Origin of the sequence: Sabulibacter ruber, assembly GCF_017355955.1 — a bacterium.
GTDB lineage: Bacteria > Bacteroidota > Bacteroidia > Cytophagales > Hymenobacteraceae > Nibribacter > Nibribacter ruber_A.
Map to the genome: position 1 here is coordinate 74,421 of NZ_JAFFID010000003.1, position 24,275 is coordinate 98,695.

Sequence of the window (24,275 nt, forward strand, 5' to 3'; positions counted from 1 at the left end):
AATCTAAATCAATCCTGTTTTCAGGCTGTTTTGCTGATATCTGCCTTAAAACGGAAACGCCCGGCAAAACAGCCAGGCGCCTACGCATTGAAACGAACTAATAAAACAAGCTATCTTTCTAGGGCACTAGCCCATTTTCTTCTCCAAGGATCAGGCTACTCTTTAAGAAATAGCCACTCTTTCCCTTACTTTTTTCACGTTGGCGTTCACGAAATCAGAAGACAGGGCCATTACGTAAGCTCCCGCTTTTCTGATCAGTTCCTGCGATTTGATGAGGCTTCCCAGGGAAACCGTACCAATCAAGCTGAACGAATCGGCTCCTCTTTGCACATTCTGCAGGTTGGTTAATCCCAGTTCCACTACCAGATCTGGCTCGCTGCTGCGCAGGTATACTTCAAACTGGAAGTCTAAAGCCAGCGCCGGAGCATTGGTGGTCTTGTTTAGTTTCTTGTACCCGTAAGAGTAGCCGTTGGCAATGGAAACGATGTCTGACAACACCGCGGCCCCTGTTGGGTGACCACCTGCGCCTTTGCCTTTGAAAAGCTGAGGCCCGGCGTAGACACCCTGTACCACCACTCCGTTGAACTCCTGCTCCACGCCGTACAGATCATCCGTAGAATCTACCAGGCTTGGCAGTACCACCGGCACCAGTTCTCCGTCCGGAGTCTGGTGCACTGAGGCCACCATCTTGATGACAGATTCGTTTTGCTTCGCGAATTCCCAATCCTGCTGATCTAGGAAATCAATACCAAAGAAGGCGACTTCTTCTGGCGACAAGGTTCTCCCAAAAGCGTGCGCCGTTAAGATGCATAGCTTGTGGCGCGAATCGGCGCCGGCTACATCCAGCCACGGGTCCAGCTCCGCAAAGCCTTTGTCCTGGGCTTCTTTCAGGGCTTCTGAATACGCTTTCTGCTTTTTGAAGATCTGGCTCAGGATGTAATTGGAAGAACCGTTCAGGATGCCGTGCACCCGGTCTAAGGGTTCATTGGAAAAATATTCTTCTACCGTTCTAATAATCGGGATTCCGCCCGCTACCGCTGCCTCGTACAACAATACGCCGCCAAACTCATTTTGCAGCGCCAGCAGTTCCGGCAAGTGATACGCCACCAGTTTCTTGTTTGCGGTTACCACTTTTTTACCCCGTCTGAGCGCCTCAGAGACAATGGTGTACGCTTCAGAAGCATCACTAATGGCTTCCACCAAAATATCCAGGGTTGCATCTTCCAGTACTTCCTCCCAGTCATAGGTGAAGCTTTCTGAGGGTAACGGACGCAATTTATTTGGGTCTTTCACGCAAATTCGGTCAACTTTGTAGGGCAGTCCTTCCTCCCGCGATAAAATATCATACAAGCCTTGACCAACGCAGCCAAACCCAAACAAGCCGATTTTTAGAAGACGGTGGGAATCCATGTTTTTCGCTTTTGTTTTTTCTGTAAAAAGATTTCTAAGTGGAGCGCTATCTGATCGGTTTCCAACAGGAACCCGTCGTGTCCAGCCTCTGATTGTATTACCTGGAAAACGGCGTTAGGGATGTAGCGGGCAACAAACCGTTGTTCGTTAAGCGGGAACAACTGATCTGTGTTCACGCCAATGATAAGCGTTTGTGCCTGTACCAACCGCAGGGCCTCTTCTATACTGCTTCTGTCCCGACCCACGTTGTGGCTGTCCATCATTTTAGTCAGCTGCCAGTAAGAAAAAGCATTGAACCGTTTGGCTAATTTCTCCCCCTGGTAGCGCTGATAGCTGGCCGCACGGTAAATTCTCTTCAACTCATCAGACCCTTCTTTCTGGGCCTGGTTGTAAGAATTGTAGTTGCGGTAAGACAACAACGCAACAGAACGGGCAGTTTTCATTCCCTCCAGGCCGGCATCATCGGTGGCCAATTGCCAGGTAACGTCCTGCTCAATGGCCATGCGCTGGCTTTCATTCAGGGCAATGGCCCACGGAGTCTGACGGGCATTGGCGGCTACCTGCACCAGCTTTCTGGTAACATATGGGTATTCTACGGCCCATTCCAAGGCCTGTTGGCCACCAATTGAACCGCCAATCAGTACATCAATCTGCTCAATATCTAAATGCTCCCGCAGGGCATCAAACGCCCGCACGGTATCTCTGATGGTCAGGGTTGGGAATGCATGGTAATAAGGCTTCCCGGTATCTGGGTTCAGACTCAGCGGACCGGTAGAACCATAGCAACTGCCCAGAGAGTTGGCGCACACAATGAAGTGTTTGGCCGGGTCAAAGGTTTTTCCTTCGCCAAACAAGTCACCCCACCAGTCTTTCACAAAAGCATTGCCGGTAAAGGCGTGGCATACCCACACCACGTTGCTTTTGTCTTCGTTCAGGGTGCCCCAGGTGGTATAAAAGAGTTGGAAGCCGGGCAATGTTCGCCCGGACTCCAATTGAAATTCATCTGTATAATTAAAAACGCGTCCTCTTAACATTTCTGTTACTCACTTATAAAGTGGCCTCCAACTTTGGTTCCCGTACTTTCACTTTGGCAAACGCCTGTTCAAAATCTGCTTTAATGTCATCCAGGTGCTCAATCCCCACTGATACCCGCAGGAAGGTTGGGTTCACCCCCGCCGATAGCTGCTCTTCCTCTGAAAGCTGCTGGTGAGTAGTAGAGGCCGGATGAATAATGAGGGTTTTGGCATCTCCTACGTTAGCCAGGTGGCTTACCAGTTCCAGGCTGTTCACAAACACCTCGGCTTCCTCTTTGCCTCCTTTTAGGTTGAAGCTCAGTACCCCGCCAAAACCACGCTTCAGGTATTTCTTGGCTAGCTCGTGGTAAGGACTGGAGGCCAAGCCCGGATAATTCACGCTTTCTACCAGCGGATGCTGCTCCAGCCACTGGGCTAATTCCAGCGCATTTTGCACCGTGCGGTCTACCCGCAGCGAAAGGGTTTCCAGACCTTGGATCAATTGGAAGGAGTTGAAGGGGCTCAGGGCCGGGCCAAAATCACGAAGACCTTCTACTCGGGCTCTGATGGCGAAGGCGATGTTGCCAAATGGTCCGTTCTCGCCAAACACTTCCCAGAAGTTCAGGCCGTGGTATCCTTCAGAAGGCTCACTGAACTGCGGAAATTTGCCGTTGCCCCAGTTGAAGTTACCTCCGTCTACAATCACGCCGCCTACGGTGGTACCGTGTCCGCCGATCCATTTGGTGGCTGAGGCGGTAACCACATTAGCTCCGTGCTCCAACGGACGGAACAGGTAACCACCCGCCCCAAAGGTATTGTCTACCACCAGTGGAATGCGGTGTCCGGCCGCAACAGCCGCGATTGATTCAAAATCAGGAATGTTAAAGCGTGGGTTACCAATGGTTTCCAGGTAAATGGCCTTGGTATTTTCATCTATCAAAGAGGCATAGGTAGCTGGTTCGTCGTTCTTGGCGAAACGAACTTCAATACCCAAACGCTTGAAGGCCACTTTGAACTGGTTATAGGTACCGCCATACAGGTTGCTGGAGGTAACAAAATTGTCTCCCGCCTGCAGAATGTTGTTCAAAGCGATGAACTGCGCTGCCTGACCAGATCCTACTGCCACTGCCGCTACCCCGCCCTCCAACGCCGCGATGCGTTTCTCAAACACATCGGTGGTAGGGTTCATGATGCGTGTGTAGATATTCCCGAATTGCTTGAGGGCAAAAAGGTTAGCCCCGTGCTCGGCATTCTCAAACACGTAGGAAGTGGTCTGATAGATTGGAACTGCGCGTGAGCGAGTGGTTGGATCTATTTCTTGGCCAGCATGAAGCTGAAGGGTTTCAAAACGATATGAATTAGACATTATTATAGCCGGTTACAATTGAAAAATTGAACAATAACAAGAGCCCAGAAAACTAACAGATAGCAGAACTCCCCCTGCCGCTGCGCGTCAGGCCCTGAAAAACAAATATTTGAGAGTTAGGGATTAGCGACAACAGCAACCAATGCCCATAATGGACATGTCGCACATTCGCGAAATAGAAGAGATAATAAATTGAGGTGTTACACCTGTTGCCGGCATCTTCAGGCTCGGCGCTGCATTGCTAGAAGTGGGATTGAATTGTTTTTCCATCTTCGTATCAATTTATATTCCCCAGGTGGCAATATGTCCCCTGGGATCAGGAATTAGCACCTTACACGGCTGGTAGGTTGCTAGAGCTTCATTGAGCCTGTCTCTCCGCTCTTCTTTATAAATCAACTACCGGAATAATTGACTTGATGCTGCAAATCTATCAACGAAATCTTTAACCCCAAACAATTTTCAAAAAAATTTAAGAAAAATTTTCAAATACAAACAATTGTTAGTAAATGCAGTGCCCGGCAGCGCTATTCTCCTCACTTAAATATACTTGCCCCATTCCTATCCTTTCCTAACTTTGCCCCCTTAGTTATCTGCCATGCAAGCTTTAAAAGAAACCAACTTCAACTTCCCTATCCAGACGGGTTTTTACCGCGGAAAGGTGCGTGATGTATATTATTTCCAGGACAAACTGGCCATGGTGGCCACAGACCGTATCTCGGCCTTTGATGTGGTGCTGCCCCGGGCCATCCCTTACAAAGGACAAGTCTTAAACCAGATTGCCGCCTCTTTCCTGGCCGCCACCGCAGATGTGGTTCCCAACTGGGTGTTGAGCCATCCGGCACCAAACGTAACTATTGGCTGGCAGTGCGAAACCTTTAAGGTGGAAATGGTCATCAGAGGCTATCTGGCGGGCCACGCCTGGCGTGAATACAACGCCGGGAAGCGCACGCTGTGCGGGGTTACGCTACCCGAAGGTTTGAGAGAGAATGACCCTTTTCCGGAGCCCATCATCACCCCTACCACTAAGGCCGCCGAAGGCCATGATGAAGACATCTCGCGCGAAGAAATCCTAAAACAAGGTATCGTGTCTGAACAGGATTATGTCCAATTAGAGGCATACACCAGAGCGCTCTTCCAACGCGGCACTGAGCTGGCGGCAGAGCGTGGTTTGATCCTGGTAGATACCAAGTATGAGTTTGGGAAAGCCGATGGAAAAATTTATGTCATAGACGAAATCCATACGCCAGATTCTTCAAGATTCTTTTACTCAGAAGGTTATGAAGAACGGCAGGAAAGCGGCCAGCCGCAGCGGCAACTTTCTAAGGAGTTTGTACGTCAATGGCTCATTGAGAACGGTTTTCAGGGAAAAGAAGGACAACAGGTGCCAGAAATGACAGATGCGAAGATAACCGAGATCTCGCAGCGCTACATTGAATTATATGAGCAGCTGCTTGGCAAGAAATTTGAGCCGCAGGAATATGCGAGCCAACTTCAGGGGCTGGAACAAAGCATTGCCGACAACATTTTTTAACTTACATTGTTAAAGATATTCCACCAAAAATTGGTAGATTCGCACTCTAAACCTTTTTGCTGTTACTTATGAAGTACACAATTGATAAAAAAGAGAATTACACCATCATCACCATAGATGAAAAAAAACTAGACACCACGATCGCACCTGATTTGAAGTCTGAGTTTGTGAAGTTGAATGCAGAAGGTATTACCAACCTGATCCTGGATCTTTCTAACGTAAAATATACTGATTCTTCCGGACTTTCCTCTATCCTGATTGCCAATCGTCTTTGCAACTCTTCTGGAGGGGTTCTTATTTTAACTGGTTTGCAAGAGCACGTAACCAAACTGATCACTATCTCCAAGCTTGAATCTGTGCTGAACATCCTGCCTACGGTGGAAGAAGGCATTGACCGTGTGTTCCTCCACGAGATTGAGAGCGATCTTACAAAAAAAGAAGAATAGTTTCTAAGCGGGCCGCGGATTGGAATTTGAGCTGAAAATACTTGGGAGTTCCTCTGCCACCCCGTCTTTTGAACGACATCATACCGCACAGCTACTCACGATTGGTAACCAGATCAACCTGATAGATTGCGGAGAAGGTACACAAATGCAGCTGATGCGATACAAGATAAAGCATCAGCGCATTTGTAACATCTTTATTAGTCACCTGCATGGTGACCACTATTTTGGCTTACCGGGCCTGCTGTCTACCATGAACCTGCAACAGCGCACCGGTCCTATCAACCTCTTCGGCCCAAAAGGTTTAGCCGATATCCTTACACTTCAATTCAAATACGGTAACACCCAACTCCCTTACCATATCAACTTTGTGGAAGTGGATACTACCGTTTCCAAAAAAATATTTGAAGACAAATACCACACGGTGCATACGCTCCCTATGCAGCACCGTGTGCCTTGTTGTGGGTACCTGTTCAAGGAAAAACCCAAGCCCCGCCACTTATTGAAAGGCAAACTACCTGATTTCCTTACCCCACCCCAACTGGTACGCTTGAAATGGGGCGAAGACATCCGGAATGAGCAAGGCGAGGTACTGGTACGCAACGCAGAGGTCACCTCAGAACCCAAGCGCAGCCGTAGTTACGCCTATTGCTCAGACACCAGGTACAAAGAAGACATTCTGCCTTATGTACAAGGCGTGGATTTGCTGTACCATGAATCTACGTTCCTGAGCGACATGGAACACCGGGCCGCCCACACCTATCATAGCACCGCTGCCCAGGCCGCCACGCTGGCGGAAAAAGCCAGGGTAAAACGCCTGCTCATCGGGCACTTCTCCGCTCGCTACAAAGACCTGACTCCCTTATTGGAGGAAGCCCAGGCTATTTTCCCGAATACGGCTTTGGCTACAGAGGGGAAAACGATTAGCGTGTTGGAGTAGGGTTTGGGTTGTTGCTACCGTAGCTGCTGCTTGTCTATGGATTTATGGGCTGCTTTTTCCATAGTTAGCGGTATGCGCTCACGGCCGCGGGGCCCAGTCTTCCGCGCTCGCGCTGTACCAGCTTCCTTTGCTCCCGTTCGGTCGCAATGCCTGGCGGCACCGGAACCTGCTAAGGCGCTCGCCCGAAAGACTGGAATCGGGGAAAGTGGCAAAAGTGGCAAAAGCGGTGACGATGTTGGGCCTCGTAGAGACAAAGCACTGCCTTGTCTCCTGCACGCATTGCCTTTCCATGGTTCAAGTCTGTGACTTGGACCTACCATGATGGCAGTTTGTAACTGCTGTGAGGCGAAATCTAAGTCTCTATCGATTTAAGCCTGATTCTACCAAAACAGACAGAAAACAGTTTACCAGCCGAAACCAAGGCTTACTCTACCAGCCATTTTATTATTAGCAACTTTCTTTCATCTTTACAGTGCCAGAGAAACCTCTTCAAACTTTTCAACCTTCTTTAACATGCAGCAAATCGTTACAGAACCTACCCAGGTAGCGCATAAAAAGCGTCAACTGTTCATGGTATTATGCGGTATCTTTCTTACCAATGCGTTGCTGGCAGAATTGATTGGGGTGAAGATTTTCTCGGGGGAAGGGGTGTTTGGCCTGCCGGGCGCCCAGATTCCGGTGATGGGTACCAAGTTTGATTTTAACCTCACAGCCGGAGTAATCATCTGGCCCGTGGTGTTCATTACCACCGATATCATCAATGAATATTTTGGGAAAGAAGGCGTAAAACGGATCAGTTATCTCACTGCCGTTTTAATTGCCTATGCTTTCTTAGTGATTGTGGTAGCCACCGCCTTACCTCCTGCCCAGTTCTGGCAGGAAGTAAACAGCCAAGGGCCCAACGGCACCTCGTTTGATATGGACTATGCTTTCAATCGGGTATTCAGCCAGGGCTTGGGCATTATCATCGGTTCATTGGTAGCCTTCCTGTTGGGGCAGTTGCTGGATGCCCATGTGTTCCATTGGCTGAAGCGCCTGACCGGCAGCCAGAAGATCTGGCTGAGGGCCACCGGTTCCACCCTGGTCTCTCAGTTGGTGGACACAGTGGTGGTTCTTTTTATCGCTTTTTACCTCTTCGGGAATTGGGACCTGAAAATGGTACTTTCGGTTTCGGTGATCAATTACCTGTATAAATTTACCGTGGCGGTGGTGCTCACGCCGCTTCTTTACATCGCCCACCCCCTTATTGACCGCTACCTGGCCGGAAACCGGGAAGTGCCCATGGAAACTTTCATCTCCCAGGATTAAACCTGCTACGCTTAGTTCAGTAGAACACCAGTATGAGTATTCCACCTTTGTACCTGCTGAGTGGCTTAGGGGCCGATGAGCGGCTGTTCCGGTTTTTGCAATTGCGCCATCCTAACCCCATCGTGATCAGGTGGATCAAGCCGTTTCCCAATGAATCGCTTCCGGCCTACTCCCGACGCATACTTGCTCAGATTACGGTAGACTCTGAACCTCCTGTACTGGTAGGGCTGAGCTTTGGGGGGATGGTTGCGCAGGAGATCGCCAAACTGCTTCCGGTGAAAAAAGTGATCCTTCTCTCCAGCCTGGCAGATACCTCTGATTTGTACTGGTACTACCGGCTGGGCGGCACTCTCCAGCTCCAGAAATGGCTGCCTTTTGGCTTGGCGAAAGGATGGACTGGCCCGGGTGCCTGGCTGTTTGGGGCTAAAACGAAGGAGGAAAAAAAGATTTTTGAGGCAATCATCAGGGACACAGACATTGGTTTTCTGCGGTGGGCCTTGAGTGCCATTTTGCGGTGGCGCCATAAAGCGCTGCCCAATGAGGTAGTCATCATCCACGGCGATAAAGACAAGATCCTGCCGGTACCACAGTACCCAGAGGTGTACCTTTTCAAAGGAGGCGAGCACCTTATTGTGATGAGCCACGCGGCTGAGGTAAGCCGCATCATCAATCAGTTCCTGGGCTGAGGCATTTTAGGCTTATTCCCTGAAAAGGAAGCCAAAAACCGATGCCGCTTTCCTGTTTGCCCTTCAATTGCTTTCTTTGCAGCGGTATTACATACATAAGACATGGCACGAATCCTTACCGGCATCCAAAGCAGTGGCCGTCCGCACCTGGGCAACCTGCTGGGGGCTATCCTTCCGGCGATTGAGCTTTCCAGAAAAGCAGAGAATGAATCGCTTTATTTCATTGCTGATTTGCACTCCCTCACCACCATTCGTGATGCGGAAGAGCGCCGCCTGAACACCTACGCGGTGGCGGCTACCTGGCTGGCATTTGGCCTGGACACCGATAAGCACATTTTCTACCGCCAGTCTGACGTGCCCGAAGTAACCGAACTGACCTGGTACCTGAGCTGTTTCGCGCCGTATCCAATGCTGGCCAATGCGCATTCCTTCAAAGACAAATCAGCGCGCCGGCAACTGTCTGATGTGAACTCCGGCCTGTTTACTTACCCGGTGCTCATGGCCGCCGACATTCTGTTGTATGACGCCAATTATGTGCCGGTAGGCAAAGACCAGGTCCAGCACCTGGAAATCACCCGAGACCTGGCCAGCTCGTTCAACCATATCTACGGCGATACCTTTGTACTGCCCGAGGCCAAGGTAGACGAGAGCGTGATGACCGTGCCCGGAGTGAACGGCGAGAAAATGAGCAAGTCCTACGGCAACACCATTGACATTTTCCTGCCAGACAAAGAACTGCGCAAGCGGGTGATGAGCATTGTCACCGATAGCAAAACCCTGGAAGAACCCAAAGACCCTTCCACCGATATCACGTTCAAGCTGTATGCGTTGCTTGCTTCAGAAGACCAGGTGGAGGAGATGCGCCAGAAGTACCTGGCCGGTGGCTTCGGGTACGGACATGCCAAGCAGGCGCTCTATGACCTGATTATCACCAAATACGCTGAGCCGCGCGAACGCTTCAACTACTACATGAGCAACCTGCCTGAACTGGATGCCAAACTAGCCGAGGGTGCCGCTAAGGCCCGCACCATTGGTGCTCCCGTTTTGAAGCGGGTTAGAGAGAAGCTAGGTTTCTAAAAGTAGGACTCTAATAGTTAGACATAGAAACAAGAAAGCCGAGGCAGTTAAGTCCCGGCTTTCTTGTTTACTCTCCATGCTCATTACCTGAGTAGTATTGCAAGCCATCTGGAAAAAAGTATAGAAAGTAGTTTCTCTCTAAGGTTCTAATGAAAACTTCTTGAACCGGAGGCTTCTTCATTCTTTTGGAGAGTTTTTGGGCTTCTTTCAAACTAATTCGTTTACGTTCCGACGGGTTAGAAAAAGGATAAACCGTAACTTCTTCTTTCTTTCCATCAAGCGTCACGAAGCTGTTTTGAATCAACTTGACCGGAGCCGTATAGCCTAATTCCTGAAAGAACCCGTCGTACCGATCACTTGCCAATCGTTTTCCGTTCACGTGGAAGAAGACCAGGTTATCATAGATGGTATCCCTTTCCTCATAATACTCTTTCACCCCATTTTCCATTCTGTAGCCGCTTTTTAAAATGTAGTCATAAAGCACAACAAAGCTTGTGTCTGTAAGAAAGGATGTATACACTACATCTGACCTGGCAAAGTCAAACTTGTATCCATTAGGTCCATACAACGTTTGACAGTTTAAATAATACTGGCGGTTTTCAGAGAGTTGTAACGTACCGTCACAGCCCCCTCCCCCGGTATGGTTGTAATTCTGCAGGAGCAAAGGGGTTCCCCGCATGTCTGTCACCAGCGTTGCAATTCCTCCCACATCACTATCGGGCAATCCAAAGTGTACATCAAACAATACTTTTCCATCGGTGGTTATTCCAGTAAAGACAAGCGGTCTGGGCACGCTTCCCTGAATGTATGGATTTTCCTTCTCCATTCTAGCAAAGTCATGCTTAGTGAATTGTTTCTGGAACACAGTCTGTCCATTTTTCAGCAACTTGATCTTGTATAGGTTGTTGTGCTGCTTAACCTTATGCACTGTCCTATAATCATCCCAACTGAAAACCTCAACAAAAGAACTGTCATTCAGACTGATGGCTTCTGCATGGGAGACATAAACATCTTGTCCTATCTTAACCTGAGAGGTATCATAGTACCGTTCCTTATCCATATAAGCAGTTTCATAGATGGTGTCAGGAGAAGATAGAGCTGCTTTGGGAGTTTCAAGAGGCGGAGGCGAGGCCTTGGTTTTGGCTGTCTCTTCCTTTGTGCAGGCACAAACCAGAAACAAACAGAAAATTACCCAACTATTGATTTTCATTGACTCTTGTTCTGAAGTTTGAGGAACGGCCCTTACGCTCCCGCTTCTGCCTTAAGTGGATGCCGGTAAAGGATAATCCCGAAAACAAGGGCAAAAACGGAGTACAAACCCACCACCACCAACGTAGGCAAAGCCGTACCAGGGTTCCCTTTGATCAAGGCAAGCGCTCCCACAAAGAAGTGCGTGAAGTTGGCTACCGCAATAGGTCGGTTATAGATGCCCCCAAGCAGGCTTCCTTTGGCCATCCAGTTGAGCATGGCAAACCCCAGGTAAAGCGCGCCTAAAAGTTGTAATACCAGGTGGATGGCGGCACCATCTCCCAATGACAGGTAGGAGGAGATTTCCTGGGGCAGAAAAGTCAGGCCGAGGCCCAGCAGAGCCAGAAAAGCGGCACTCAGGGTCATGACGAGTTTGGTGTTCATGGAGTTGGCAGGGTTTAGGATAGAGTTATTCAAAATTCCGGATGCTTGCCTGTACCTGAAAGGCCCGCAGCCTGCATCCGGGAACCAATGTAGAGGTTTGATCAATAAATACAAAAAAGAGCCTTAAAACAGGAAGTACAGTCAAACACACCCATCAGAGTAAGGTCAAGCTGAGGCAATCCCCTTCAGCCTCACATCTTGTTTTCTGCCCAGTTTTATAATAAACAGCCCTAAAATAGAACCGGCTCCTGCGCAGTGAATCTGCACAGGAGCCGGTTTTATCTATTGTCTAAAATCTGGTATCTAGCGTCTATTAGACTACGCTTTCCAGACTTCTTCGCGCACGTTTTTGCCTACGCTCAGAATCAGGCGGGTAGGGTTTGGCACCAGCAACAGGCGGGCTTCTTTGTTAGGGTAAGCATCGGCCTCTACCCAAACGCCCTGTTTGTTGGTCAGGTCTACCTGGCCATCGGCGGTAAGGGCTTCGGGCAGGTATGCGGTGGGTAACAACACGTCGGTGTCGGGGCAAATCCGCTCGTGTACATCGCCTAAGACTTCTTCCAGGTACTCCCCAAAGTTGTCGTTGAACTCATCTTCCAAATCATGCAGCTCTTCCTCTACGTCATCGTAGCGTTCATCATTATAGGAGAGTTGCCCTAATTCCTGCTTCTTCCGGATGAGGGCCACAAGCGCGTTATTCAGTTCCTGGATGTTCATTCTTTCTTATTTTTCACAAATTTTATAACATCTTAGGCTATTTCCAAGTGTATGCTGCAATTCGGTGTGCCAAAAACCTATTTTCTTTCCTCCACATTTCTTCTATTTTTACAGAAGTTGTGATGTAACCCAGCGTTTTACCTCTCCTGAATTCTATGGCAGAACCCGCAGATTTTCTTCCCCTCAACGGCACAGACCACATAGAATTCTATGTGGGGAACGCCAAACAAAGCGCCTATTACTACCAGAGCGCCTTCGGGTTTGAGCTGGTAGCCTACGCCGGCCCAGAGACAGGGGTGCGAGACCGTGCCTCCTATGTGCTGCAACAAGGAAAGGTACGGTTTGTGCTCACCACCTCCCTCCTGCCAGACTCGCCCATCTCAGAACACGTGCGCCTGCACGGCGATGGCGTGAAGGTCATGGCCCTGTGGGTGGACGATGCCTACAAATCCTATGAAGAAACCATCCGCCGTGGTGCCAGATCGGCGGCTGAGCCCCAAACCCTTTCTGATGAGTTTGGCGAGGTGAGGGTGGCGTCCATTTACACCTACGGCGAGACCGTGCACACCTTTGTGGAGCGGAAAAACTATACCGGGCCTTTTATGCCGGGCTATAAACCCCGCAAAAGCACGGTACCCGTAACGCCGGTGGGGCTGAAATACGTAGACCACTGCGTGGGCAACGTGGGCTGGGGCGAGATGAACAAATGGGTTGATTTCTATTCTGAGGTGATGGGTTTTAAACTGCTGCTCACTTTTGACGATGAGGACATCTCCACCGAGTATTCGGCCCTTATGAGCAAGGTGATGAGCAACGGCAACGGGTACGTGAAGTTCCCCATCAATGAGCCCGCCGAAGGCAAGAAGAAATCACAGATTGAAGAGTACCTGGATTATTACCACAGCCCCGGCGTGCAGCACATCGCCATTGCGACCGATGACATTGTGCATACCGTGGGCGAGCTCCGCCGGCGCGGGGTAGAGTTTTTAACCGTGCCCAGTGCGTATTACCAGGATCTGCTGGACCGCGTAGGTAAGATTGACGAGGACGTAAAGCCGCTGCAGGACCTGAATATTCTGGTAGACCGCGACAACGAAGGCTACCTGCTGCAGATTTTCACCAAACCCGTAGAAGACAGACCAACTGTGTTTTACGAGATCATACAGCGCAAGGGAGCTAAATCCTTCGGGAAAGGAAATTTCAAGGCGTTATTTGAATCAATTGAACGTGAACAGGCCCTTCGGGGAAACTTATAACTTTGTGAGCCGTTTTAGGGCTGTTTTACCAAAACAACCCTTATAACGCTTTGTCATTTTACAGAACTATGGAAAACAATCTAACGCTAGAACCAGCCGTATTAACCAAGGTGAACACCTGGTTAGAGGGTGCCTATGACCAGGACACCAAAACAGAATTGCAGCGCCTCATTGACAGCCAGGACGCCGATACCCTCACCGATTCTTTCTACAAAGACCTGGAGTTTGGGACCGGTGGTCTGCGCGGCATCATGGGCGTGGGCAGCAACCGCATGAACCGCTACACGGTGGGCATGGCTACCCAGGGCCTGAGCAACTATTTGCTTAAATCGTTCCCCGGCCAGCAGATCAGCGTGGCCATTGCACACGACAGCCGCAACAACAGTAACTTTTTTGCCAATGTGGTGGCAGATGTGTTCAGCGCTAACGGCATTAAGGTGTACTTCTTCAAAGAACTGAGACCTACCCCGGTTCTATCATTTGCCATCCGGCACCTGGGTTGCCAGAGCGGCGTGGTGTTAACGGCCTCCCACAACCCTAAAGAATACAACGGGTACAAAGCCTACTGGAACGACGGCGGCCAGGTAACCGCCCCGCACGATAAGAACATCATTGCCGAGGTAAACAAGATCCAGTCCATTGACCAGGTGAAGTTTAACCGCAACGAAGACAACATAGAATACATTCTGGATGAAGTAGACCAGGCCTACTTAGACAAAGTGGCAACGCTCTCGGTAGACCCAGAGATGATCAAGCGCCAGCATGATCTCAAGATCGTATACACTCCAATCCACGGAACCGGTATCACGCTGGTACCCCGTACTTTGGAGCGCTTTGGGTTCACCAACGTGCACGTGTTAGAGGCACAGTCTACGCCAGACGGCAACTTCCCGACGGTAGTATATCCAAACCCCGAGGAGAAAGACGCCATGAACCTGGCCATGGAAAAAGCCAAGGAACTGGACGCCGACCTGGTACTGGCCACTGACCCAGACGCCGACCGCGTGGGCATTGCCGTTAAGGACCAGCATGGCCAATGGGTGCTGCTCAACGGAAACCAGACCGCTGCCCTCCTCACCTACTACATTCTGCAGGCCTGGAAAAAAGCCGGCAAACTGACCGGCAAAGAGTACGTGGTGAACACCATTGTAACCACCGACCTGATCAACCGCGTGGCCGAAGGCTTTGGTGTGGATTGCTACGAGACTTTGACAGGCTTCAAGTACATTGCTACCATCATGCGCGAGAAAGAAGGTCAGGCTCAGTACATCTGCGGCGGCGAGGAAAGCTACGGCTTCCTGGTGGGTGACTTTGTGCGCGACAAAGATGCGGTTTCTTCCTGCGCCATGATCGCGGAGATGACTGCTGCGGCCAAAGACCAGGGCAAGAGCCTCTATGAGCTCATGATCCAGATGTACATTGATTTCGGGTTCTACAAAGAAGACCTGATTTCCCTTACCAAGAAAGGACACCGCGGTGCCCAGGAAATCCAGGAGATGATGCAGGAACTGCGCGAAAACCCGCCTAAAACCCTGGCCGGTTCTGGCGTGGTAGAACTGATTGACTATAAAACCGGCTTCCGGAGAAATCTGCGCACCGGCGAGGAAAGCGCCACTGGGCTGGAAAGCTCCAACGTGCTCCAGTTCCTCACCGAGGACGGAAGCAAGATATCGGCCCGTCCGTCTGGTACCGAGCCTAAGATCAAGTTCTATTTCAGTGTGCGGGAGCCTCTGGCCTCAGCCGATGAATACGAGCAGGTAAGCCAGAAACTGGATGATAAAATCCAGCGCATTATCTCTGACCTCAAACTGAGATAACCATCAAGTATACCTTTTTGAAAAAGCCCTTCCTGATTAACTCAGGAAGGGCTTTTTGATTTACACAGGTTTACTTTCAAGTATTCTCCTGAAAAGTAGACCAAAAATGGAGTATTTAAATGATTGGCCTTGAGTATCGGCTAAGAGTAAAAGTAACCGCCAAAGGAAGCTTGGAATCTCGTATTACAAACGAGAAAAGCCCTTAAGATTACCTCCAGGAGATTACCTTCAGGAGATTAAAGATTTTCTAACCAATTCACTTCTGGAACGGATGGGCTCAACCCCAAACTAGCTTCTCTGGCTGGCGAGGAAGGGAAGTACCGCGTCTGTGAACTGTTCCGGAGCACTGTATTGCACGGCGTGGCCCCAGAACGGGATCTCTACTGTTCGGTCAGGATGGAGCAGATTGGCAGCCTCGTTGAACCAGCGTGCTGGCACCATCGGGTCATTTTCACCCCTGATGAGCATGGTGGGTACCTGAACATGGGGCAATTTCTCTTCTATGGGGTCCCGGAGCATGTACCTGAATTCGGGGAAAAGCCTTTTGCCCATCCGGGAGTAATCCTTTAGAACGTGCCAGTTCAGGGAAAGCCGCTCAAAAGCTGGCCCCTTGAGGAAGCGGCGGAACTGCTCCGGTGCGCTGCGCCCCGCCGGGTCTGGAGTTGGGGCAATTAACACCAATCGGTCTACCCGTTCAGAGAACCGAAGCGTTGCCTCTACCGCTATCTGGCAACCCATGGATTGCCCCACCAGCGTAGCCCTGGGAATGCCGGCTACCTCCATCCAATCAACTAATACCTGGGCAAGACCGGTTATATCTGGCTGGTTAGGGGGCGTTTCGCTTCTGCCGTGTCCGGGAAGATCAGGGGCATACACGTTAAAGCTGGTGGCCAGTCGCTCCGCAGAAGGCACGAAATAGGAACTGGATACTCCCAGGCCATGCACGAAGACTATAGGAACCGATGCGTTGGAAGCAGCCATTGAAACCCGTGCGTGTAACCGAAGGCCGTTCACCTGGTACCATTCGCTTTGTAAAGGCAGTATTTGGCCACTTTTCAGGAGTTTTCTGCGTTGAAGCTGGGCTTTGGCAGTTCTGAATGCCAACCAGGCACCTCCTCCCAGCAGAACATAAGTCAGCCATCGGTTCTGTTCTTTTTTCTTCACCGGTCTGGAATGAACGCCTTACTTCTGCTCGGGGTACAGTATCACGTAACTCACATCTTCAAAATAGCGGGAAAGGTACCGCGGAACCACATTGAACTCTGGGCGGTAAGATACCGTGTGCGGTCTGCCCAATACCACCGTCAGCAAATCATTTTTAGTGACTTCTTTGGCTAGTTCGGGGAATTTGTCCCAATCATCAAACAGTTCATAGCTGATGTTAACGGTGTATCTATCCTGGGACTCCACAAAACCCTCTAAGGTAGACAGGGTTCCCCGAGCCCCCAGAATACGTATTCTGGCTCCTGCCCCCTTGGCAAACTGCAGAATGGTATTCACCCAGAACGGAAATCCGGCCTCGCGCTCTGAGTTACGCGGCACCACCACAATGATGGTTTGAATGGTATTCAAGGGGTCACAGAACTTGCAGAAGAGCGTCTGTACAGTGGTATGGTTGACTACCCGGTTCAGGATATTTCCCATGAACCACTCCCGGGCGCTTAATTTACCGTTCCAGGCCATGACAATCTCGGTGATGCGCAGTTCCTGTACTGCCCTGATAATACCGTTGCCAACGTTCAGGTCAACCCTATATACCGGCAGCATCAGTTCTGCGTGTTCGGTTACTTCATTGATAACCGAACTTACCTTTTTCTGGTGCAGCTTTATTTTATCATCGGGGGCGTGGTGTTCAGAAACCACCACCAACGGCATCAAGGGCTCAACCGATCTGGGATTCTTGATCAGGAGGGAGAAATCCAGGAGGCGTTTCAGGTGCTCCATGTTCTCAACCGGAATCAGGATCCGTTCATCGCCTTCGGTGCCTTCTGGTACTTTGTCAGCCTCGGCGATGGCAATTTCGCGGCCTGCTTTCTCCGCCACAATGCTACTTACCAGGCAGGAAATAAGGATCAGGATTACCGTTCCGTTCAAGGCCCTTTCATCCAGAATCCGGAGGTTGTACCCAATGAGTACCACCGCAATGGTGGCGGCGGCATGTCCACTGCTCATCCCAAAAATTAGCCTCCGTTCAGCGGCCTTCATGCCGTAGATCTTTTGGGTGGCGTAGGCGGCCAGCCATTTCCCCAGGAAGGAAATGCAGATAATCACCCCGGCTACAAACAAGGCCTCGGGCCCTTCCAGCAGCACCCGCACGTCTACCAACATTCCCACGCTGAGCAGGAAGAAAGGAATGAACAGGGTATTGCCCACAAACTCGGTGCGGTGCATCAAGGGAGAGGCTTTGGGGATGAGCTGGTTTAACGCCAATCCGGCCAGGAAGGCTCCAATGATAGGCTCTGCCCCGGCTACGTGGGCCAGGAACCCAGACAAGAACACCACTGCCAGCACAAACAAGTACTGGGAATTTCCTTCGCCTTCCAGTTGCCGGAAAAACCACCGGCTCAAACGGGGAACACCCCACAGCACCACGAACACAAAAACAACCAGTGAAACCACAAACTGCACCCAGAACAAGGAAGAGATATCGGGTTTCTGCAGGTTGGTTACCACCGCCAGGATGATCAGGACGGCGGCATCGGTGATGATGGTACCTCCCAGAATGAGCGTCACCGTTTTGTTCTGGGTGATTCCCAAGCGCCCGATGATGGGATAAGCCACCAGCGTATGCGTGGAGAACATACTGGCCAGCAAAAAAGACGAGAGCGGACTGTACCCCAGCACGTAATAAGAACCCAACCACCCCAGCACCAGCGGAATGATGAACGTGAGCACCCCAAAGACGATGCTTTTGTTTTTGTTTTCCCGGAAATCGTCCATGTCCATCTCCAGACCGGCCAGGAACATGATGTACAGCAACCCGATGGTGCTGAACAAAACCACGCTTTCATCACGCTCCAGTACCCCCAAGCCGTGTGGCCCAAGCAAAACCCCGGAAAGAATCAACCCCAAGATACCAGGAACCCGCAACCGGTTGAAAAGCAGGGGCGAAAACAGAATAACAAGCAGAATGACCGCAAAGACCAGTACAGGGTCCTGAATGGGCAAACTGAAAAGTGAAGCGAACACCATGTAGGTTGGCCTTTAGAATTGTTATTCCTGCTTACGGGGCAAAACACCCGATGTTTGCTATTCTTCTGCGCTAGCACGGCAGATTTAGCATACGGCCGTACCTTCACCTTCTCTTCTATTCGGCTATTGCTTCAAGAATAGGCAGCTCCGGGTTTCTGGTTAGCAGGGCTCAATGGCTGTACCCTGTTTTCTCCTCCTTTTCAAAGAATCAGCCTTGAAACACGTTTTTAGTCCCATTCATAGAAGATTAGTGGTAGCATTTTGCATTGAGCATAGACCGGGGTCACTGTTTGTTTCCAAATCTTTTCTAGCTTTAAGGAGTCTTCTTACCTGGTACTGCCGGTTCACGGCTACCCGCTTACTATCGTTTTTTTACCTCTTTTCATGAAAACACCTTTAAAATAAACCAATAACTCCCCTATGCCCCTACTGCTTGTTGCTGCCGCTGTTCTCGCCTTATTAATCCTGATGATCTTTTTAAGACTCAACGCCTTTCTGGCTTTGATCTTAGTAGCACTCTGTTTAGGCATTGCCGAGGGGATGCCGGTGAAAGAAGCCATCACCTCGGTGCAGAACGGGATTGGCAGCACACTAGGCTCCATCGCCTTGATTTTAGGTTTCGGGTCTATGTTGGGGAGTTTGATCTCTGATAGCGGGGCGGCTCAGCGCATTTCATTGAGCCTCATACAGAAATTTGGATTACGCCACATCCAGTGGGCCATGATTCTGACGGGTTTTCTGGTGGGTTTGCCTATGTTCTACAATGCCGGCTTTGTGCTGCTGATTCCGCTGGTCTTCAGCGTGGCTGCTTCCACGGGTTTACCGCTTTTGTATGTGGGCATTCCTATGGCGGCTTCCCTCTCCGTGACCCACGGGTACCTACCACCGCACCCCGGCCCTACTTCCATTGCCGTTATCTACAAAGCCGACATGGGCTTAACGTTGGTGTACGGGCTCATTGTGGCCGTACCAGCCATCATTGTGGCAGGCCCCATTTTTACCCGGTTTCTGTCAAAGTTTAAAGCCAGTCCTCCGGCGGGTTTAGCGGCACCCAGGATCTTTACCGATGAGGAAATGCCCGGTTACGGGGTGAGTTTGTTTACCGCCATTTTCCCGGTTTTGCTGATGGCGCTGGCTACCCTGGCCAATGCTCTTTTACCCGCGGAATCTGTTCTTCGGCAGACCTTAGATTTTGTGGGTGACCCCGCCATTGCGCTGCTGCTATCGGTGTTTGTGGCTACTTACACGCTAGGGATAAAACGGGGCCGGAACATGGAGCAGATCATGCAGCTTCTTTCGGGGTCTATTTCCAGTATTGCCATGATCATGCTGATCATTGGTGGTGGCGGCGCACTAAAACAAGTGCTGGTAGACAGTGGCGTTGGCACGTATATAGCCTCGCATGTAAAGGATATGGCTCTTTCTCCTTTGGTGCTGGCCTGGAGCGTTGCGGCGTTGCTGCGCGTTTGTCTGGGATCGGCTACGGTGGCGGCCATCACCACCGCCGGAATTGCCTTGCCCATGATTGAAGCCACCGGGGTAAGTCCCGAGTTAATGGTATTGGCTACCGGTGCCGGAAGCCTTATGTTCTCGCACGTGAACGACCCCGGCTTCTGGATGTTCAAAGAATACTTCAGCCTGAACATTCCAGACACCATCGCTACCTGGTCCATCATGGAAACCCTGGTTTCGGTGATTGGTTTATTGGGGGTTTTGGCGCTGAACCTGGTCATTTAAGCACATCTTCAATCCAATTCTGTGTAACCCAGCTATGAACCCGCAAATCCTGATCAGAGAATACCAAAAAGAAGACCAACCGGTAATCCTGGAATTGCTGCGCCTGAACACGCCTGCCTATTTTTCACCGGAGGAGGAACAGGATTTAATCCACTACCTGAACAATGAAATTGAACGGTACTTTGTACTTGAGTACGACGGCAACGTAGTGGGCAGCGGCGGCATCAACTTTTCAGAGGATCAGGCCACCGGAAAAATAAGTTGGGACATTCTGCACCCTACCTATCAGGGGAAAGGCCTGGGAAGCCTGCTCCTGAACCACCGGATAGATACCCTGAAGAACCTTCCCCAGATCAGAACTATCTCGGTGAGAACCTCCCAACTGGTCTACCGGTTTTATGAGAAACAAGGCTTCCAACTACTGGAAGTAGTAAAAGATTACTGGGCTCCGGGGTATGATATGTACAGAATGGAGTATGCCAGATAAACCAGAACAATCGCCGGAAGCCCGTTTCTTACACCCACCAGGCCATGGACCAGAATAGACGCACCACAGACACCTGGGACCAGTTAGCCCAAGCCTATCAAGACAAATTCATGAACCTGGATTTGTATGATGACACCTATGATCTATTCTGCCAATTGCTTCCGCAGCCAGGGGCTAAAATTTTCGAAATAGGGTGCGGCCCCGGCAACATCACCAAGTACCTGCTAACCAAACGGGCCGATTTTCAGGTGGAGGCAATTGACACCTCGCCCAACATGATCAGACTGGCCGCAGCCAATAACCCCACCGCAGGGTTCCGGGTGATGGACTGCCGGGATATTGCCCACATCCAAGGCGGCTTTGACGGCATCATGTGTGGGTTCTGCATGCCCTACCTGTCTAAAGAAGCCTGCGCCAAACTCATCCAGGATAGCGCCAACTTACTGTCCAGCGGGGGCATTTTCTATTTCAGCACCATAGAAGGCGAGTACCAACTTTCCGGCCCAGAGACCAGCAGCAACGGTGAGCACACTCTTTTTGTTTACTACCATCAGGAAGATTATTTGCTGCAATTCCTGTCTGAAAACAGCTTTGAACTGGTAACCCTATCCCGGAAGAACTACCCAAAAGCCGATGGAAGCCTTGCCACGCACCTGATTGTTATTGCGAGAAAGCGCTGATGCCTAGCTGGTTCTCCCCCTCACCAAGGTACCATCCGGTTTCAGCCAGCCTTTTGCTTTTCCTCTTTTTTGCAGAAACCAGCCTTAAAACAGCCATCGGCCCTTGAAATTCATCTGAAGGCCCGGCTCCAGCTCATTTTCCTGAGTTAGTGACTGATTTATACTAAAGAAAGGCAAAACTGCACCACTTCAGCCATTTCATGAATAGGGTAAATTGAATATCTTTCAGGTACCGCACGGGCGGCAATAAAGCAGCCAAAACCACTATCTACATGATTAGAACATTACTCAGAAAAGCCATCTGGGTGCCGGCTTTTGCCGTGCTTACCTGTGGTGGACCCCTCTACTTTGCCCAAGCGCAAACCCAACCGGGTTTACGGCTGAATGAACTGGAATACCTGGAGATGCCGGGCCTCAACGTGATGCTGGCCCATGACTTCTACCCAGAGAGCCACCAGGGCGGTGTAGGAATCATCCAGAACGGTCTGCGCATTGGTACCAACGGCGACCTGAGGCTGGAGCCCACGCCCGGCCAGTGGCAACCCGTGCCCAAGGTAGGGCCGCGCGTGGTTGACCGGGCCACCCAGACCATTAGTGTGCGCATGGAGTACCCAGATCCCGATAAGAACCGCAAGGGCTTCAACCCCATCATCTACCCCGATCTGAACTTCGCTTACGAGGTGAAGGTGAGGCCAGAGGGCAAGAACTTCCGGATCATTGTGGACCTGGACAAACCCCTGCCCGAGGAATGGATTGGCAAAGTAGGTTTCAATTTTGAGCTGTTTCCGGGAATTCTGTTCGGAAAGACCTATTACATGGACCAGCAGTTCGGGATTTTCCCGCGGCAGCTGAACGGCCCCGGTTTTTACGATGCCTCTAAGGAATACCAGACTACGCCCCTGGCCTCGGGCCAGAAATTGACCATTGTGCCCGAAGATCCCCGGCAGACGCTCACCATCCAGAACGTCTCCGGTGAGGGACTGCAGTTGATAGACGGTCGGGCGCAGCACAACAACGGTTGGTTTGTAGTGCGGTCATTGGTGAAGAAAGGCGCTTCTAAAGGTGCTATTGAATGGCTGATTTCGCCCAACGCCATTGCCGGCTGGAAATCTGAACCCGTGGTGCAGGTCTCGCAGGTGGGCTATCACCCTAAACAGCAGAAGGTGGCCGTCATTGAACTGGACAAAACCGAAACCCAGCGCCACCCGGTTACTTTGTTCCGGGTGAATGAAACCGGTGGGCTGGAGAAAGTCATGGAGACGCAACCCAAAGAATGGGGCAAGTTCCTGCGCTACCACTACCTGCAGTTTGATTTCACGCAGGTACAGAAACCCGGCATGTACAAGGTGAAGTACGGCGCGTATGAAACCAGTCCGTTCCAGATCAGCGAGCAGGTGTTCAAGCGCCATGTGTGGCAACCCGTGATTGAGACGTTTCTGCCCGTGCAGATGTGCCACATGCGCATCAATGATCGCTACAAAGTATGGCACGACGTCTGCCACCTGGACGATGCCCGCATGGCCCCCCTCAACCACAACCACTTTGACGGGTACCTGCAAGGCCCCAGCACCTTGACCAAGTACCAACCCGGCGAACACGTGCCCAACCTGGCCGTGGGCGGCTGGCACGATGCCGGCGACTATGATATGCGTGTGGAATCTTTGGCCGATGAAATCAGAATCTTGTCCCTGGCCTTTGAGGAGTTCAAGGTGAAGTATGATAACACCAGCATAGACCAAAAACTGAAAATAGCCGAGCTGCACCGCCCCGATGGCAAGAACGATCTGCTGCAACAGGTAGAACACGGCGCACTTTCCATAGTGGCTGGTTACCAGAACCTGGGCCGGTTGTACCGCGGTATCATTGAACCGTCTTTGCGCCAGTACACCTTGTTGGGCGACGCCTCCACCCAAACCGATGAAGTGGTATTTGACGCGGCCAAAGCGCCCAACCCGACTCCGCCCATCGGGCAGGAAGGTGCCCCTGATGACCGTTGGGTGTTCACCGAGGAGAATCCCGGCCGGGAATTACAGGTGGCTTCCTGCCTGGCGGTGGCTTCGCGGGCCTTGAAAGGGTACAATGATACCTTGTCTACGCACTGCCTGAGAATTGCCCAGGAACTATGGGACAGAACCCAGGAGAAGGACAAACTCCAGCGCGTGAATGCGGCGGCGGAACTGTTCCTGTCTACCAAGGATAAGAAATACGCCAACTGGCTTGTAGCTAACACCCAGGACATTACCAAGAACATCAGCCGCACCGGTTGGGTTATTGGCCGCACGCTCCCGCTCATCAAAGACAAGAAGTACAAAGCTGCTGTCCTGGCTGCGGTGCAGAACTACAAGAAAGTGGTGGAGGAACAGGAGCGGAAAACGCCGTACGGCATGCCGTACGAACCCGATATCTGGGGAGCCGGTTGGGGCATCCAGAACTTCGGGGTGCAGCAGTTTTTCCTGCATACGTCCTACCCCGAAATTTTCCCCAGGACCTACATGCTGCATGCCATGAACTTTGTTTTGGGTGTGCACCCGGGCTCTAACGTTTCCTCGTTTGCCTCGGGTGTGGGTGCCAAGTCCTTGACTACCGCTTACGGGAACAACCGAGATGAATGGTCTTACATCCCCGGTGGCGTAGGCTCCGGCACCGCCCTCATCCGCCCCGATTTCCCGGAGTTACTGCACTGGCCCTACCTCTGGCAGCAAACCGAATACGTGATTGGCGGCGGCTCCTCAGATTACATGTTCCTGATTTTGGCTGCGGATCATTTGCTCAGCAAGTAATCTTTCTCTCTTTATAAAACAGAAAAGCCCGGAGGTGTTTCTCCGGGCTTTTCTGTTTTCGAGGTGATTTTAGAAATTGAGGACTAAAACAAAACCTATTTAGGCGCATCCCTCCTAATAATTTGCTTAGGTATGCTCTGAACCGATTCCTGTTCCCCACTACCTACGATTCCACCGCCAAGACGAAATGCTGTTTTTAATGC

Annotated in this window: 21 protein-coding genes and 1 riboswitch; of the genes, 12 read left to right on the plus strand and 9 right to left on the minus strand. The window is 50.9% G+C overall.

Translation table 11 applies throughout. The features are described 5' to 3' along the window. Positions 1-162: 162 nt before the first annotated feature. From JT719_RS16105 to JT719_RS16115, 3 genes are all read right to left on the minus strand, one after another. Positions 163-1,410: a homoserine dehydrogenase gene (locus tag JT719_RS16105; RefSeq protein ID WP_207434378.1), complete on the minus strand. Its 1,248-nt coding sequence runs from the start codon at positions 1,408-1,410 to the stop codon at positions 163-165. Further along, positions 1,389-2,384 (minus strand): homoserine O-acetyltransferase family protein, encoded by a 996-nt coding sequence (locus JT719_RS16110; RefSeq protein ID WP_242693309.1) that lies wholly within the window; start codon positions 2,382-2,384, stop codon positions 1,389-1,391. Before JT719_RS16110 ends, JT719_RS16105 begins: the two co-directional genes overlap by 22 nt. A 73-nt stretch (positions 2,385-2,457) precedes the next feature. After that, entirely contained in the window at positions 2,458-3,789 is a 1,332-nt protein-coding gene (locus JT719_RS16115) for an O-acetylhomoserine aminocarboxypropyltransferase/cysteine synthase family protein (RefSeq protein WP_207434380.1), read from the minus strand. 279 nt (positions 3,790-4,068) lie between these two features. Then, a riboswitch (SAM riboswitch) is annotated at positions 4,069-4,183 on the minus strand. A 201-nt stretch (positions 4,184-4,384) separates the two neighbouring features. On the opposite strand from JT719_RS16115, the gene JT719_RS16120 reads away from it, so the two are divergent. The 3 genes from JT719_RS16120 to JT719_RS16130 all read left to right on the plus strand — a co-directional run bounded on the left by JT719_RS16120 (position 4,385) and on the right by JT719_RS16130 (position 6,703). Further along, entirely contained in the window at positions 4,385-5,320 is a 936-nt protein-coding gene (locus JT719_RS16120) for a phosphoribosylaminoimidazolesuccinocarboxamide synthase (protein ID WP_207434381.1), read from the plus strand. A gap of 68 nt (positions 5,321-5,388) precedes the next feature. Then, the gene (locus tag JT719_RS16125) at positions 5,389-5,766 is read left to right on the plus strand and encodes an STAS domain-containing protein (RefSeq protein WP_048920757.1); all 378 of its coding nucleotides are present in this window, start codon (positions 5,389-5,391) and stop codon (positions 5,764-5,766) included. Positions 5,767-5,785: 19 nt separating this feature from the next. Further along, positions 5,786-6,703, plus strand: coding sequence for a ribonuclease Z (locus JT719_RS16130; protein ID WP_207434382.1), 918 nt, complete (start codon positions 5,786-5,788; stop codon positions 6,701-6,703). A 78-nt stretch (positions 6,704-6,781) separates the two neighbouring features. Here the strand turns inward: JT719_RS16130 and JT719_RS16135 are convergent, their stop codons facing one another. Next, complete coding sequence (locus JT719_RS16135; RefSeq protein WP_207434383.1) at positions 6,782-6,994, minus strand: hypothetical protein; 213 nt, start codon at positions 6,992-6,994, stop codon at positions 6,782-6,784. Positions 6,995-7,216: 222 nt separating this feature from the next. Between JT719_RS16135 and JT719_RS16140 the strand changes: the two genes are divergently transcribed. From JT719_RS16140 to trpS, 3 genes are all read left to right on the plus strand, one after another. Further along, positions 7,217-8,011 (plus strand): queuosine precursor transporter, encoded by a 795-nt coding sequence (locus JT719_RS16140; RefSeq protein ID WP_207434384.1) that lies wholly within the window; start codon positions 7,217-7,219, stop codon positions 8,009-8,011. A 32-nt stretch (positions 8,012-8,043) separates the two neighbouring features. Next, entirely contained in the window at positions 8,044-8,697 is a 654-nt protein-coding gene (locus tag JT719_RS16145; protein ID WP_207434385.1) for an alpha/beta fold hydrolase, read from the plus strand. Positions 8,698-8,799: 102 nt separating this feature from the next. Beyond that, a complete protein-coding gene (trpS, locus tag JT719_RS16150; protein ID WP_207434386.1) occupies positions 8,800-9,774 on the plus strand; it encodes a tryptophan--tRNA ligase in 975 nt (324 codons plus the stop codon). Positions 9,775-9,841: 67 nt separating this feature from the next. Here trpS and JT719_RS16155 read toward each other — a convergent pair whose 3' ends face one another. The 3 genes from JT719_RS16155 to JT719_RS16165 form a co-directional block, all read right to left on the minus strand. Next, positions 9,842-10,984, minus strand: a complete 1,143-nt coding sequence (locus tag JT719_RS16155) for a DUF4738 domain-containing protein (RefSeq protein WP_207434387.1) — start codon at positions 10,982-10,984, stop codon at positions 9,842-9,844. Positions 10,985-11,016: 32 nt separating this feature from the next. Continuing rightward, positions 11,017-11,406 (minus strand): hypothetical protein, encoded by a 390-nt coding sequence (locus JT719_RS16160; protein ID WP_207434388.1) that lies wholly within the window; start codon positions 11,404-11,406, stop codon positions 11,017-11,019. 318 nt (positions 11,407-11,724) lie between these two features. Further along, the gene (locus JT719_RS16165) at positions 11,725-12,123 is read right to left on the minus strand and encodes a hypothetical protein (RefSeq protein ID WP_207434389.1); all 399 of its coding nucleotides are present in this window, start codon (positions 12,121-12,123) and stop codon (positions 11,725-11,727) included. Positions 12,124-12,278: 155 nt separating this feature from the next. Here JT719_RS16165 and hppD point away from each other — a divergent pair, with 155 nt between their 5' ends. Next, a complete protein-coding gene (hppD, locus tag JT719_RS16170) occupies positions 12,279-13,379 on the plus strand; it encodes a 4-hydroxyphenylpyruvate dioxygenase (protein ID WP_207434390.1) in 1,101 nt (366 codons plus the stop codon). 68 nt (positions 13,380-13,447) lie between these two features. Continuing rightward, a complete protein-coding gene (locus JT719_RS16175) occupies positions 13,448-15,196 on the plus strand; it encodes a phospho-sugar mutase (protein WP_207434391.1) in 1,749 nt (582 codons plus the stop codon). 288 nt (positions 15,197-15,484) lie between these two features. Here the strand turns inward: JT719_RS16175 and JT719_RS16180 are convergent, their stop codons facing one another. Together JT719_RS16180 and JT719_RS16185 are read right to left on the minus strand one after the other, a co-directional pair. After that, positions 15,485-16,360 carry an alpha/beta fold hydrolase gene (locus tag JT719_RS16180; protein ID WP_207434392.1) on the minus strand — a complete coding sequence of 292 codons (876 nt, stop codon included), beginning with the start codon at positions 16,358-16,360 and terminating at the stop codon, positions 15,485-15,487. An 18-nt stretch (positions 16,361-16,378) separates the two neighbouring features. Then, positions 16,379-18,388 carry a cation:proton antiporter gene (locus tag JT719_RS16185; protein WP_207434393.1) on the minus strand — a complete coding sequence of 670 codons (2,010 nt, stop codon included), beginning with the start codon at positions 18,386-18,388 and terminating at the stop codon, positions 16,379-16,381. A gap of 420 nt (positions 18,389-18,808) precedes the next feature. Here JT719_RS16185 and JT719_RS16190 point away from each other — a divergent pair, with 420 nt between their 5' ends. The 4 genes from JT719_RS16190 to JT719_RS16205 all read left to right on the plus strand — a co-directional run bounded on the left by JT719_RS16190 (position 18,809) and on the right by JT719_RS16205 (position 24,072). Further along, positions 18,809-20,125 carry a gluconate:H+ symporter gene (locus JT719_RS16190; RefSeq protein WP_207434394.1) on the plus strand — a complete coding sequence of 439 codons (1,317 nt, stop codon included), beginning with the start codon at positions 18,809-18,811 and terminating at the stop codon, positions 20,123-20,125. Between the two features lie 34 nt (positions 20,126-20,159). Continuing rightward, entirely contained in the window at positions 20,160-20,612 is a 453-nt protein-coding gene (locus tag JT719_RS16195) for a GNAT family N-acetyltransferase (protein ID WP_242693310.1), read from the plus strand. A 44-nt stretch (positions 20,613-20,656) separates the two neighbouring features. Next, complete coding sequence (locus JT719_RS16200; RefSeq protein ID WP_207434395.1) at positions 20,657-21,292, plus strand: class I SAM-dependent DNA methyltransferase; 636 nt, start codon at positions 20,657-20,659, stop codon at positions 21,290-21,292. A gap of 272 nt (positions 21,293-21,564) precedes the next feature. Further along, positions 21,565-24,072, plus strand: a complete 2,508-nt coding sequence (locus JT719_RS16205; protein WP_207434396.1) for a glycoside hydrolase family 9 protein — start codon at positions 21,565-21,567, stop codon at positions 24,070-24,072. Positions 24,073-24,275: the final 203 nt, after the last annotated feature.

What these genes read in the sequence shown, in the direction of transcription:
- JT719_RS16155 (WP_207434387.1), bottom strand. Translation starts at nt 10,984, where the DNA reads ATGAAAATCAATAGTTGGGTAATTTTCTGTTTGTTTCTGGTTTGTGCC.
- JT719_RS16105 (WP_207434378.1), bottom strand. Translation starts at nt 1,410, where the DNA reads ATGGATTCCCACCGTCTTCTAAAAATCGGCTTGTTTGGGTTTGGCTGC.
- JT719_RS16140 (WP_207434384.1), top strand. Translation starts at nt 7,217, where the DNA reads ATGCAGCAAATCGTTACAGAACCTACCCAGGTAGCGCATAAAAAGCGT.
- hppD (WP_207434390.1), top strand. Translation starts at nt 12,279, where the DNA reads ATGGCAGAACCCGCAGATTTTCTTCCCCTCAACGGCACAGACCACATA.
- JT719_RS16115 (WP_207434380.1), bottom strand. Translation starts at nt 3,789, where the DNA reads ATGTCTAATTCATATCGTTTTGAAACCCTTCAGCTTCATGCTGGCCAA.
- JT719_RS16205 (WP_207434396.1), top strand. Translation starts at nt 21,565, where the DNA reads ATGATTAGAACATTACTCAGAAAAGCCATCTGGGTGCCGGCTTTTGCC.
- JT719_RS16190 (WP_207434394.1), top strand. Translation starts at nt 18,809, where the DNA reads ATGCCCCTACTGCTTGTTGCTGCCGCTGTTCTCGCCTTATTAATCCTG.
- JT719_RS16125 (WP_048920757.1), top strand. Translation starts at nt 5,389, where the DNA reads ATGAAGTACACAATTGATAAAAAAGAGAATTACACCATCATCACCATA.
- JT719_RS16165 (WP_207434389.1), bottom strand. Translation starts at nt 12,123, where the DNA reads ATGAACATCCAGGAACTGAATAACGCGCTTGTGGCCCTCATCCGGAAG.
- JT719_RS16120 (WP_207434381.1), top strand. Translation starts at nt 4,385, where the DNA reads ATGCAAGCTTTAAAAGAAACCAACTTCAACTTCCCTATCCAGACGGGT.
- JT719_RS16160 (WP_207434388.1), bottom strand. Translation starts at nt 11,406, where the DNA reads ATGAACACCAAACTCGTCATGACCCTGAGTGCCGCTTTTCTGGCTCTG.
- JT719_RS16175 (WP_207434391.1), top strand. Translation starts at nt 13,448, where the DNA reads ATGGAAAACAATCTAACGCTAGAACCAGCCGTATTAACCAAGGTGAAC.
- JT719_RS16200 (WP_207434395.1), top strand. Translation starts at nt 20,657, where the DNA reads ATGGACCAGAATAGACGCACCACAGACACCTGGGACCAGTTAGCCCAA.
- JT719_RS16185 (WP_207434393.1), bottom strand. Translation starts at nt 18,388, where the DNA reads ATGGTGTTCGCTTCACTTTTCAGTTTGCCCATTCAGGACCCTGTACTG.
- JT719_RS16145 (WP_207434385.1), top strand. Translation starts at nt 8,044, where the DNA reads ATGAGTATTCCACCTTTGTACCTGCTGAGTGGCTTAGGGGCCGATGAG.
- JT719_RS16195 (WP_242693310.1), top strand. Translation starts at nt 20,160, where the DNA reads ATGAACCCGCAAATCCTGATCAGAGAATACCAAAAAGAAGACCAACCG.
- trpS (WP_207434386.1), top strand. Translation starts at nt 8,800, where the DNA reads ATGGCACGAATCCTTACCGGCATCCAAAGCAGTGGCCGTCCGCACCTG.
- JT719_RS16135 (WP_207434383.1), bottom strand. Translation starts at nt 6,994, where the DNA reads ATGGAAAGGCAATGCGTGCAGGAGACAAGGCAGTGCTTTGTCTCTACG.